This window comes from Paracoccus sediminis (assembly GCF_900188295.1).
Classification (GTDB): domain Bacteria; phylum Pseudomonadota; class Alphaproteobacteria; order Rhodobacterales; family Rhodobacteraceae; genus Paracoccus; species Paracoccus sediminis.
In genome coordinates this window covers 66,438-79,130 of sequence record NZ_FZNM01000015.1, presented here as the reverse complement: position 1 = coordinate 79,130, position 12,693 = coordinate 66,438, and the positions used below count along the sequence as shown (strand labels likewise).

Genomic DNA, 12,693 nt, shown 5'->3' with positions numbered 1-12,693 from the left:
GGACCGGGCGCCGAAGGTCGCGGTGTTGGCCACGCCCGGCAGGCGGGCAAAGCGGTCCGCCAGGAAACGGGTGGCATAGTCCGACAGTTCCAGCGGCGTCATGTCCGGGCTGGACAGCGACAGGCGCAGGACCGGGTCGCCCTCGCTGTCGTTCTTATCCACGCGGGGACGCTCGGCCTCCTCGGGCAGGCGGCCCACAACGCGTTCCACGGCGTTGCGCACGTCGTTGGCGGCGGCGTCGATGTCGCGCCCGGAATCGAAGGTCAGGACGGTGCGCATCCGGCCGCGTTCGGATTCGGTTTCCATCGCGGTGACGCCGGTGACGCCCGCCAGCGCGCCCTCGATCACCGAGGCGACCTGGCTGTCCACCACGTCGGGGGCGGCGCCGGTGTATTCGACCCGGACCGTGACCTCGGCGGCCTCGACCTGGGGCAGTTCGCGCACGGGCAGGCGCGACATGGCGACGGCGCCGATCAGCACGATCAGCAGGTTCAGCACCGTGGCCATCACCGGACGGCGCAGCGACAGGTCGGGCAGGCTCATCCGCCGCCCTCCGAGGGCGCGGGGACGGGAACGGCCCCGGCCTCGACGCGGCGGTCCTGGGCCACGGCCTCGACAGGGGCGCCGTCGGTCACGCGGTGCAGGTTCGTGACGATCACCCGCGCCGAGGGCGGCAGGCCCGAGACCACCTCGACCAGCCCGTCCTGCTGCTGGCCGGTGACGATCTCGGCCTGCCGGGCCGCGCCGTCCTCGGCCAGCATCACCAGCACCCGGTCGCCTTCGACTGTCAGCGCGTTTTCCGGGACCGCCGGGCGCCGCCGTTCGTCCAGCACCAGCCGCGCCTGCAGGAACATCCCGCCCGCAAGCGCCCGGTCGTCGTTGCCGATGCCGGCGCGCAGGGCCAGGCTGCGGGTTCCGGCATCGACGCGGCTGTCGATGCGGCTGATCCGGCCCTGGAATATCCGCCCCGGCCAGGCGGCGGATGTCAATTCGACCCGCTGGCCGCGTTCCAGGCGCGGCAGCAGGGTTTCGGACACGCTGAAATCGACCTCGATCACCGACAGGTCGTCCAGGGTGGCGATGGGGGTGGCGGTGTCGATCACCTGGCCCTCGACCAGGTCGGTCAGCCCGACGACGCCCGCGAAGGGCGCGCGCAGCACCCGATCCTCGAGCGCGACCAGGGCGCGGTCGCGTTCGGCCTCGGCGCGCAGCAGGGCGGCGCGGGCGGTCTGATAGGCGGCGTCGGACGCGCTGCCCGTCCGGTTCAGGCTTTCCTGCCGGTCGAAGGCCGCCTGCGCCTCGGCCAGGGTGGCGTCCGATGCCTTGAGGTCGGCCTGTTCGGCGCGGTCGTCCAGTTCGATCAAGGCCGCGCCCGCCTCCACCCGATCGCCCGGCTGAAAGGCGATGCGGACGATCCGGCCGCTGGATTCGGGCACCAGATCGACCGCCTGGCGGGCGCGGGCGGTGCCCACGGCGGTGACGGCATCGACAAAGGTCACGGTTTCGGGGGCGATCGTCTCGACCCGCAGGGGGGCGGCGGTGCCCTGCGCCGTCCGGGCGGGTTCCGGCGCGGCCAGCAGCCGTTCGGTCAGCCACAGCCCGCCTGCGGCGGCGGCCAGGATCACGACCAGTCCCAGGACGGCCTTTGCCGCGCGCATGTGTGTTTCTCCGGGCGATCAGAACGGTCGGTTCCAGAACACCCCATCGCGGCGAAAGGAACAACCGATATCGCCCTGGTCCCGGACATGTGAAGGCTGGAGGGGATCGTTTCGCGCGGCAGGGATCGGGCCGGTGCGGGGTCGCGCCATCCTGCGACATCCGGCAGGGCCAGGACGCCGCCTGCGGCAGCAGAGGCCCATCCGACAGGAGGTCCGACGCCCGCCATCTTCAAGCAGGGTGCGGCGGCATCTTTTCGCACGGGCTTCAAATCGTCGGGATTATCCGCCCGGCAGGCCGAAAACCCATGCGGCACGGCCTGTTTTCCATGAATGGCGGCAGGCTTGAACCAAACGAAAGACTGGGTTTTGGCTTTGGATGCGCTTGCGGCCTTCCCGGACGGTTTTCAAAGAGGGTCCATGGGGTTTGATCCCTATGGAACGGATCCACGCCCTTTGTTTTTAGGGCGTCATGATGGGTAAAGCTGTTCTTGCGGATCCTTGTTCCGGCCATGTTGCTGCCTGCGCAATTGCTGACAAGGAAACCGCTTTGATTGCATCATGGCGCAATCATGCAGCCATAGGTCGTTTTATGCCGTTTTGGTCTGCGATGCATCCCAAAGGTTAGTAAAATTGCAGCGATCATGATGCTTGCCATGCAATGGCGTCCTGGCTAGCATTTCCCGATATCATTGCGGTGCATGTCGTGAGTGCCTTGTTTTTCAAAGGAACCGATTCCGGTTTCGAAATTTCCATGGCTTATAAAGGCTATCTTGGCCAGCCGTATTTTGCATCCTTGAATGGATTGCGGTTTTTTTGCATTCTGGCGGTGCTGTGGCATCATTCGCCTGTCAATCAGCTTATCAAATCCCCGCAGCTTCTGGATCGTGGCTTTGTGGGGGTGGATTTCTTTTTCGTGCTCAGCGGGTTTCTGATTACCACGTTGCTGCTGCGCGAGGAGCGCTTGACCGGAAGAATTTCCCTTGCCGGTTTTTACAGCCGGCGGGCTTTGCGGATTCTGCCGGCCTATCTTCTCCTGGTGACGCTCGTGTCGGTCTACTGGATCGGCATCAAGGGGCAGGATCTTCTGGGGCTGGTCCCCTATTATTATACATTTCTGGCGAACTTCCTAAAGGACGACATCTCGCTTTTGTCGGTCACCTGGTCGCTTTCGGTCGAGGAACAGTATTACATGCTGTGGCCTGCCTTGCTGATCGTCATGCCTTTGTCCACACGATTGCGCGCAGGTGTTCTGGCCGGTCTGATCGGCCTGTTCCTGCTGACGATGTTGGGATTGGCCGATTGGCTGGATCTGCCGCGCCTGGAAACCGCCTATGCCATCTTTCGTCTGCCCGGCATGTCTTATACCGCGATCCTGAGCGGATCGCTGGTGGCGGTTCTGCTGCATGATCCCGCCGGCTTTCGCTGGCTGTGGAGGATATGCGCCTGGCGGGGGGCGCCCCTTGCGCTGTTTGCCGGACTGCTGCTGTATCTGCAAGTGACGCCAGGATCGCTGCTGGGCTGGCCTGCCCTGGGCATGAACATGCTGATGGCACTATGTGTCGCCTCCATTGCCATGCGAGAGGATCATGAACTGCGCCCGGTCCTGACCTTTGCCCCGGTGGCACGAGTCGGAGAGATCAGCTATGGCCTGTATCTGTACCATCTGATCGGGTTGCACATCGCCAACGAGATGGTATCGCGCAGCGGACTTGCACAGTGGCAGGCCGCTTGGGCGGTGACGCTGGTTTATCCGTTGATATCGATTGCCCTTGCCGAAGCGAGTTTTCGCGGCTTTGAACGGTATTTTCTGCTTCTCCGGTCAAGATCCGCTTCTTGCGCGCCCAAGGCCGCCGCAAACCGCTGAGGCAGGCCGGATTTGTGAACGGTTATCGGTTCGGCGGCGTCGGCACCCGGTTCCGCGCGGTCCGCCGCGCCTCCTGCGGGACGGGCCAGGACCGGGGCCGGCGCGACCGGGCGCGGGTCAGAAGGGATTGTGGCCCCGTCCGGGGCCGGCGCGCAAGCAGGCGCACCGCCAGCATCATCGGCAGGCCCAGCAGCAGCCCCGCCCAGCCGCCGCCGACATAGCCCAGCACGACCATCCAGAAGGACGCGTCGTGAAGCCACAGGGCGACCGCCCCGGTCAGGGATCCGGCCAGGATCAGGATCAGGGCCAGGACGATCATGCCGGGGCCTGCCCCAAGCCGGGTTCGGAAGATGCGTTTCGCACGGTAAGCAGCATCGGCAGGACGCCTTCTGGATGGGATCGGACGACGGCGGGCAGGGGAACGGCAGGGCGGCCGATCCGCAGGCCGCGGGCCGTGATTCGGAACGGCCCGACCAGGATGACAACCAATGGTTGACAGAACGTAAAAGAATAATCCTCTTTTAATGAGTGGGTTAACCAAGATGTTCAACCTGTGATTGTAAACGCACGCGGGAATTTGGCAACCCGGTGTTTTTCCGCGCCAAACCGCGCAGCGGCGGCAAGAATTGATGGAGTCACTAAAACTTTAACGCTATCACGATTTCGAGACGTGGGTCGCGGAGTTCCAATCCAGCCAGAAGGGCGGATCCGGCAGGGTGTTCGGCACCCTGTTCCCGATGGCGCATGTCCGCTGTGTCGTCCCTGTTCGGGGCCAGTCGGGAACGTGTCATGAGTTATTATTACAAGAAATATGAATGGTCCGCCTTCACCGAGGCCGACCTGCTGAAGAACGGCAAGAACGGCCATGACTTCGGCAAGGGCGACAGCTTTGTCGCCGGTTCGGCCACCGTGAAGATGTCCACCTATGACAACGACGCCAAGCTGTCGGGCGGCGACAGCTGGTGGTGGAAAGCGTGGTCCGAGGACGGCAGCGGCCAGGACGGCTATGTCAACAACGCCCGCACCGGCAGCCGGATGTATGCCGAACAGTATCACGTCCTGAAGGGATCGGACGGCAAGACCTATTACCTGATCGAGATCAAGATCGAGGGTCACGATTCCGCAGGCGCGGGCAACGGCTATTTCACCTATTACGGCGCCCAGCCCCCGGCGGGCACCACCCTGACCGTCGCCGCGACCTGCAAGGTGGACGGATCCTGGATCGACTATGCCAGCCTGGGGGCGGGCACCACCGCCCCGCCGAACACGCCGCCGGCCTTTACCGGCGTGCCTGCGGACGGCGTCTTCTGCGTCAGCGAGAACACCAAGCTGGTGATCGACCTGAACGCCTCCGACAAGGATGGCGACGCGCTGACCTTCAAGATCGAGGGCGGCGCGGACGGCGCGGCCTTCGCCATCGACCCCCGGACCGGCGTGCTGACCTTTGTCAACGCCCCCGACTATGAAAAGCCCACGGATTCCGACGGCAACAACAGCTACAAGGTGATCGTCTCGGTCAACGACGGCAAGGGCGGCGTCGCCTACAAGGAGCTGACCGTCAACGTCAAGGATGTCGTGGAAACGGCGCCCGAATGCGTGGTCATCGAAGCCGAGGACATGAAGCTGTCCTGCTATGGGGTGAAAAGCGCCTCCTCGGCCTCGGGCGGGGAATACATCGCGCTGACCGGATACAGCGGCAGCGCCAGCACCGCCTTTGCCGGCGCGGCGGGCGAATACGATTTCACCCTGCGCTTCTGGGACGCGGCCAGGGGCGACGGCAGCATCAAGGTCTATGTGAACGGCACCCTGGTCCAGACCATCCGCCTGAACGCGGAAACCGGCAAGTGGACCGAAGTCACCATCGATGATCTGAACCTGAAGAAAGGCGATGTCATCACCCTGCGCGGCGACGGCAAGGGCTGCGAATACGCGATCATCGACAAGATCAAGATCTGCCCGTCGGAACCCGAGATCAAGCCCGGCGCCCTGGAAGGCCGGATCTTCGTGGACGCCAACAAGGACGGCATCGACAACGCCGAGGCGGGCGTGGCGAATGTCGCCGTGCAGTTGCTGAACGCGGCGGGCGCGGTCATCGCCACCACCACCACGGCGGCGGACGGCGGATACCGCTTCGACAACCTGACCCCCGGCGATTACCGCGTGGTCTTCCCGACCGAGGTGGACGGTCGCGTGCTGACCGACGCCAACATGGGCGCCGACGACACCATCGACAGCGACGCCAGCCAGACCACCGGCCAGACCGGCGCCTATGCCGTCGTGTCGGGCGGGTTGGTCAAGGACGTGGATGCGGGCATCGTCGATCCCGGCACCGCCGCGATCGAGGGGCGCGTCTTCGTCGATGCCAACGGCAACGACGTGGACAATGACGAGGCGGGCGTGGCGGGCGTCACCGTCACGCTGCTGAACGCGGCGGGCGCGGTGATCGCCACGACCCTGACCGATGCGGACGGCGCCTATCTGTTCGACGGGCTGGAAGCGGGCAATTATACGGTCGAATTCCCGACCACGGTGAACGGCCTGGTGCTGGTCAACGCCGATGCGGGCGGCGACGACACCATCGACAGCGACGCCGGCCAGACGACCGGCCGCACCGGCACCATTCCGTTGCAGATCGGCGAGATCTCGTCGGACCACGACGCGGGGATCAAGGATCCGGGCACGGCCAGCATCGGCAACTTCGTGTTCCTGGACGCCGACAAGGACGGCATCCAGGACGGCGGCGAAGCGGGCGTCGCGAACGTCACCGTCACGCTGTATCTGGCGGGCGCGGCCATCGCCGTCACCACGACCAACGCGGCGGGCGAATACCTGTTCACCGGGCTGAAGGCCGGCACCTATACCGTGGGCTTCACGGAACAGGCGGGCTTCGATTTCACGGCGGCCAATGCGGGCAATGACGCGGCCGACAGCGACGCCGACGCCGTGACCGGCCTGACCGGCCCGATCACCCTGGCCATCGGCCAGGCGGATCTGACCGTGGACGCGGGCCTGATCGTGGAAAACCGCGCGCCGGACGCCCGCGACGACGCGGCGGGCACCTGCGCGACGGACCCGAAAACCGTCGACGTGCTGGCCAACGACACCGATGCCGACGGCGACCTGCTGTTCATCACCCAGGTGGACGGCCGGACCATCGCCGAGGGCGGCTCGGTGGATGTGGACGGCGTCCTGGTGTCGCTGGTCGGCGGCAAGCTGGTGATCGACGGATCGGCGGCCTATGCCGGCCTGGAGATCGGCCAGAAGGCGCAGCTGGACATCAGCTATGCCGTGTCCGACGGCAACGGCGGCTTTGACACCGCCACCCTGGACATGGACTTCTGCGGCGCCAGGAACACGCTGGATACGATCAAGGGCAGCCTGCCCACGGGCGGGACGCTGGTGCTGTCGGTCCAGGACACCTTCGACGGCGACCATTTCACCGCCACCCTGTCGGGCACCGGCGACGCCCGCTTCGACGGCAAGTCCTTCGGCATCGCCTATTGCGCGGCGGCCTATCTGCCGATCAACGCGGGCGTCGGGGTGCCCTATGATTTCTATCTGGCCGACGCCTCGGTTCCGACCGGCGTCATCGCGCGCCCGCAGAACCTGGACATGGTGAACTGGATCCTGAACCAGGACTTCGATGGGCGCGACAACGGCGACGGCAACGGCCGGACCTATACCGAGGCCGAGATCCAGGGCGCCATCTGGGGCCTGACCGACACCATCGTCTTCGTGAACCCGGCCCTGGGCACCAACGCCAACGCGCGCGAGATCTACAACCTCGCCCTGGCCAATGGCGAAGGCTTCGAGGCGGGCGAAGGCGACATCGTCGGGCTGATCCTGGATCCCACCGCGGCCGCCGAGGCCGCGGGCAACAAGCAGCCCATCATCATCGGCATCGACTGGGACGATCTGGCCCAGGACTGCCTGTGCTACTGACGCGTGCTGCCCGCGCCGCCCCCGTGTCGGGCGGCGCGGGAACCATTCCGGTTGTCCAAGGACCGGGATCGGGATCCTCGACGGTCGGGGATCCCGTGTGCAGTGTGACGGCGCCTTGGACCGCCGTCGGTTTTTTCGGAGTTCGAACCATGAAGACATTCGCCCTTGCCAGCGGCCTCGTCAGCGCCGTGTCCGCCGCCGCCTCGGTGATGACCACCGGCGCCGCCTATGCCTGCGTGGGCCTGTCCTGCCCCCCGCCAAAGGCCGTCCCGGAAATCAGCGCCCTGGAAGGCACCGCCGCCCTGGCCGCCCTGGCCGCCATCGTGCTGCTGACCTGGGAACGCCGCCGCCGCGCCCAGTGACCCGCGCCGCGATGCCCGATCCGACAGGCCCGCCCGACCGGCGGGCCTGATTCCCTGTGCCGGATCGCCGATCCCCGTGCCGGACCGATCACGGCAGGAAGCTGAAGCTGCGGTTTATGCCCAGATAGACCCGCTCCTCGTCGTCGCGGGTGTCGTTGCTGTCCTTACTGCGGATGATGCTGGCCCCGGCGACCAGGGAAAAGTCGTTGGGCAGGGCGCGGTTGTAATCGACCGCGAAGGACACGGTCCGCGCATCCTGGCGGTCGCCCGACTGGACCGTGCTGTCGCGCAGGCGGATGTTGGCGGCGATGCTGGACACGTCCGAGATCTGGCGGCTGTAGCTGGCGGTGATGTCGGTGTTCAGCGCCTCGTCCCCGTCCTCGTCCGTGGCGGCCGCGCGGCGCAGCGAGGCCTGCAGTTCGGACAGGCGGCTGACCTGCTGGCGATAGGCGATCTGGAAGATCGGATCGTAATTGCCCTGGAACCGGGTCACGCCGATCTGGCCGGACAGGGTATAGCGGCGCAGATCCAGGGTGCGGCCGATGTTGAAATCCTCGCGCCGCCCGGATGTGCCGGGGTCCGAGGAAAAGGACAGCGACCAGTCCCCCAGGGGCCGCGACCGGGTCAGGCCCAGCCGCAGGGACGGGCCTTCGGTTTCCTCGATCCTGTCGTTCTGCTCGCGCCGGATCGCGGTGCGGGCCAGTTCGACATCCAGGTTGGTCAGCTTGTCGATCTGCAAGGACGCCCCCGCGCCATAGCGGTCGGACCGGCTGTCGGTGGTTTCGCCACGGGTCCGGCTGGCTTCGGCCAGGATGCGCGCCCGGATCAGCGGCGTGGGTTCCAGATAGAAGACGACGTTGCCGTCAACGGTGTCGCGGTCGTCCAGGTCGGGATCGGTGGTGCCGCTGTAATCGCGCCGCAGCCAGGACAGGCCGAATTCCCCGCCCAGCTTCGATTCGCGGCCAAAGACATAGGTCAGCCGGGCATCCGTCTGCGCCACGCGCCCGTTGTCCAGGGTGACAAATTCGTTGCTGATGTTGTCGAACAGGATTTCGTCGTCCAGGTCGTTCTCGCGATAGCCCAGCTCGGCCTCGAGGGCGGAATTGCGCACGCCGCGCCGGAACAGCAGCCGGGCCTGCGGATCGCCCAGGGCGATGGTGCCGTCTTCCTCGGGATCGTTCAGGCGAAGGGGCGCGGACAGGCTGAATTGCAGCGTCTGGACACGGGTGCCGGTCCGCAGGATCACATCCAGCGGCGTGATGCCGATCAGGTCGCCGTTCTCGACCGCGATCTGCTGGCCGATGGACAGCCGCGCCTCGGGGGCCAGGGGGTCGGTTTCCTGGGCGGGACTGGCCAGCGGCAGCAGGGCCAGAAGCCCCGCCGCGATGGCTGCTGCGCCCCGGTGCCCTGCTGCCCGCCGCATCGCTGCCCTCACTCGAACAGGCCGCGTTCGGGAACGATGATGACGTCGCCTTCCGACAGGACGGGATCCAGGTTCATGCCCGCGCCGCGCATGATGGCGGCATAGTTCACGGTGATGACCTGTCCCGGCGTCGCCGCGCGGCGCAGCTGGATGCGCTTGGTCGCGGCAAAGGGGGTCAGCCCACCCGCCTGCGACAGGGCTTGCAGGAACGTGGTGCCGGGCTGCACGGCCTTGGGGCCGGGGGCACTGGCTTCGCCCATGATATAGATGTTGACCACGTCCTCGGGTTCGGGGGCGGACGGAAGGACCGGCTCGACCAGGGGCGTGGCGGTCACGAAGACCGTGGGCGGGGATGCCAGAACCCCCGACAGCGCCTGGCTGATAAGGTTGCCGACCGCGGTGGGCGACTGGCCCGCCACCCGGATGCTGCCCGCATAGGGGAAATCGACGGTGCCGCCCGGCAGCACCACCAGCGTGCGGTTCAGCGAGGTATCCTCCAGCACCTCGACCGTCAGGCGGTCGCCGGCCTGGATGCGGTATTCCTGCGCCAGGGCAGCCTGTCCGAAAGCCAGCGGCAGGGCCACCAGGGCGGCCAGCACGGTGGCCAGCATGAAACGCAGCAGGATCGTCATGGATCAGTCCCTTTGAAAACTGTTCCCCGTCCGGGATCGGCCATCGCCACTTTCCGTCCGGGATCACGTGTTACCACAATGGCATGGGCAGGAGGTTAAAAGGCAGAAAAAATCAACCCCCTGTCACCTCGGGATCACAGGCCCCTTTCTGGCCGGTCAGTTCGACGCCTGCCCCGGCACGGGGGCGGGCGTCGCGGCGGCAGGGGCGGCAGGGGCCGGGGCCGCCGCGGGGGACGCATCCTGCGGCGCGGCGGGGGCCGGGGCTTCGGCCTGGGGCGGGTTTTCCAGCCGGGCCATCGCCTCGCGCGCGGCGGTGATCGACTGGCCCTCGCGGCCTTCGGGCAGCATGTCGAAGCCCTTTTGCAGCTGCGCCTTGGCGGCCTCGGTCTGGCCAAGGGCGGCCTGGACCACGCCCAGATGCAGCTGCACCACGGGATCGTCCGCCAGCCCTTCGGCCGCGCCCTCCAGATAGGGCAGCGCCGCCTGGCTGTCGCCGTTCAGGTGCTGGATCCAGCCATAGGTGTCCATGAAGGCGGGCACCTCGGTATCCTTGAGACGCCGCGACACGGCCGAGGCGCGGGCCACGGCGGCCGGATCGTCGGATTTCCAGGTCGCCAGCAGGCTGGCCAGGTTGTTGGCCACGATCACCGAGGACGAATCGCGCGCGTACAACTGTTCGTAAATGGCGATGGCGCCGTCGATGTCGCCCTTGCGCTCGATCAGGCCGGCCTTGCTCCACAACAGATCCGGGTGGTCGGGAATGGCCGCAAGAGCCTGGTCGGTCAGGGCAAGGGCTTCGTCCGTGTCGCCCTGCTGGGACGCCAGGCGGATCAGCGCCAGATGGGGCGGCATGTCGTCCGGCTGTTCCCGGATCAGCGTTTCAAGGATTTCGCGCGCGGCGGGCAGATCGTCGTTGGCGGCATGGGAAAGGGCCAGGGCCATGCGCGCGGGCCGGTTTTCCGGTTCGGCCGCGACCATGTCCCTGGACATCCGCAGGGCGGCGTCGATCTGGCCGGTGGCAAGCTGGGCGCGGATCAGGCTCAGCCGGGCGCCGATGCCGGCATCCGACGCATTGGCCTGCTGTTCCAGATAGGCCAGGGCCGCCGCCTCGCCCTCGTTGCTGGCGAGGCGGTTCAGATCCAGCCGTTCGGCGGCGGCATCGGCCTCGTCCGTGCCGATCTCGCGCAGGCGGGTAATCACGCCTTGGGCGCGCGGCAGATCGGGCATGGCCAGATAGACCTGGCCAAGCGCCGTCAGCAGGTCCAGGTTCTGGGGCGCCTGCCGCAGGGCGGGCAGGATCGCATCCTCGGCCGGGCGCCAGCGTTCCTCGGACATCAGGCGGCTTGCCAGGCGCAGCGTCTCCACCGGCGCGTTCCGCGCGGCAGCGGCGGCCTGCGACAGGTAATCGCGCGCCAGATCCGGTTCGCCCGCGCGGTCATAGGCATCGGCCATCAGGCTCATGGCCTCGGCATCGTCGGGCTTCTGGTCCAGGACCGAACGCAGCGCCAGGACCGCGTCGTCGGTCCGGTCCTCCTGGATGTCCCAGGCGGCCTTCAGCTTCAGCCCGCCGGGATGGCCGGCGTTCTGGGCCAGAACCGTGTCCACCTCTTGCCGGGCGGCCGGCAGATCGCCGGTCTCCACCAGCATCCGGGCCAGCTGGATCCTCACGTCGCGCGAGGCGTCGGAGGGTTCCGTCACCTCGGCCAGGGCCGACCGGATTTCGGCGATGGCATCGGCCTGCCGGCCGGCCTGGAAATCGAAGCCGGCGCGCAGGGTGCGGAACAGCAGGGGATCGCCGCCCTCGGCGATGATGCGGTCCAGTTCGGCCCGCGCGGCGTCCGGGCCGCGGCGCATCTCGATGAAACCGACCAGCTCGGCCAGGGGGGCGGGGTTGTCGGCGGGCGCCGCGGCGGCCATGTCGCGCAGGAACGCCTCGGCCTTGTCGGGCTGGTTCTCGCTCATGTAGAAGCGGACCATGTCGGCCTTGGCCGTACGGTTGTCCGGGAATTTCCGGATGGTGGCGCGCAGATGCGCCTCGATGGCGGGCTTGTCCTCGCGTTGCGCCAGAATTGCCAGCCGTTGCAGATAGCGCTGCGGATTGTCGGGTTGCAGTTCCAGAAGCCGCGCGGTCAGCCGGTCGGCCTCGTCCAGGTCGCCGGCGGCGGCCGCCAGTTCCAGCAGCAGCCCCATCAGGATCGGATCGTCGGGGCGGTTTTCGGCCATGCGGGCCGCGTCCTTGCCCAGGGCCTCGCGGGTGGCGCCGTCCTCGGCCAGGGTGGCGTCGCGAAAGCGGCGGACCAGATCCAGCACCTGCACGTCCGGATCCTGGGGGGCGATTTCGACCGCGCGGGTGGTGTGGCGCAGGAATTCGTCGATCTGCTGGTCCCCCAGGGCCAGCTGCGCCAGGGCGATCCGCGTGGGCAGGTCGTCGGGATACTGTTCGGCCAGCCGCAGGTACTGGCTGTAGGCCTGACCCAGATCGCCGCGGCTGCGATAGGTGTCGGCCATGGTCTTGCGGGCCTCGTAATGGGTGCCGTCGATGTCGAAGACGTTGCGGAACTGGACGATGGCGCGGTCCGCGTCGCCCTGCTCCAGCAGTTGCAGGCCGGACTGGTAATAGTCCTCGGCCTTTTCGGCCGCTGTCTTGCATCCCGCAAGCGTCAGGCCGAGACCCAGGGCCAGCGAAGTGGACAGAAGAAGGCGAAGGCCCCGCCGGGCGGAGAAGGGGCTGAAGGAAACGTCGGCAATCATGATCGAAGAAATCTCGTCGCGTTGGGCGCGGCAGACGCCGTTCTGGCACCCACAGCGGGAT

9 protein-coding genes are annotated in these 12,693 nt (G+C 67.1%); 3 read left to right on the top strand and 6 right to left on the bottom strand.

Annotated features, from left to right (window positions below; translation table 11 throughout):
* Together CHB77_RS15800 and CHB77_RS15795 are read right to left on the bottom strand one after the other, a co-directional pair.
* The coding region (locus CHB77_RS15800) for an efflux RND transporter permease subunit (protein WP_141133737.1) at positions 1-543 on the bottom strand (543 nt) is incomplete at its 3' end.
* Positions 540-1,658, bottom strand: a complete 1,119-nt coding sequence (locus CHB77_RS15795) for an efflux RND transporter periplasmic adaptor subunit (protein ID WP_089389146.1) — start codon at positions 1,656-1,658, stop codon at positions 540-542. The genes CHB77_RS15800 and CHB77_RS15795, both read right to left, overlap by 4 nt.
* A 658-nt stretch (positions 1,659-2,316) precedes the next feature.
* On the opposite strand from CHB77_RS15795, the gene CHB77_RS15790 reads away from it, so the two are divergent.
* Positions 2,317-3,522, top strand: a complete 1,206-nt coding sequence (locus CHB77_RS15790) for an acyltransferase family protein (protein WP_089389145.1) — start codon at positions 2,317-2,319, stop codon at positions 3,520-3,522.
* A gap of 22 nt (positions 3,523-3,544) precedes the next feature.
* Here the strand turns inward: CHB77_RS15790 and CHB77_RS15785 are convergent, their stop codons facing one another.
* Entirely contained in the window at positions 3,545-3,841 is a 297-nt protein-coding gene (locus CHB77_RS15785) for a hypothetical protein (RefSeq protein ID WP_089389144.1), read from the bottom strand.
* Positions 3,842-4,311: 470 nt separating this feature from the next.
* Between CHB77_RS15785 and CHB77_RS15780 the strand changes: the two genes are divergently transcribed.
* Complete coding sequence (locus CHB77_RS15780) at positions 4,312-7,464, top strand: SdrD B-like domain-containing protein (protein ID WP_141133736.1); 3,153 nt, start codon at positions 4,312-4,314, stop codon at positions 7,462-7,464.
* Positions 7,465-7,613: 149 nt separating this feature from the next.
* Entirely contained in the window at positions 7,614-7,826 is a 213-nt protein-coding gene (locus CHB77_RS15775) for a hypothetical protein (protein WP_089389142.1), read from the top strand.
* A gap of 88 nt (positions 7,827-7,914) precedes the next feature.
* On the opposite strand, the gene CHB77_RS15770 is transcribed toward CHB77_RS15775, so the two are convergent.
* From CHB77_RS15770 to CHB77_RS15760, 3 genes are all read right to left on the bottom strand, one after another.
* A complete protein-coding gene (locus CHB77_RS15770) occupies positions 7,915-9,249 on the bottom strand; it encodes a hypothetical protein (protein ID WP_089389141.1) in 1,335 nt (444 codons plus the stop codon).
* 8 nt (positions 9,250-9,257) lie between these two features.
* Positions 9,258-9,881 (bottom strand): polysaccharide biosynthesis/export family protein, encoded by a 624-nt coding sequence (locus tag CHB77_RS15765; RefSeq protein WP_089389140.1) that lies wholly within the window; start codon positions 9,879-9,881, stop codon positions 9,258-9,260.
* 156 nt (positions 9,882-10,037) lie between these two features.
* A complete protein-coding gene (locus CHB77_RS15760) occupies positions 10,038-12,632 on the bottom strand; it encodes a tetratricopeptide repeat protein (protein WP_089389139.1) in 2,595 nt (864 codons plus the stop codon).
* Between the last annotated feature and the right edge of the window lie 61 nt (positions 12,633-12,693).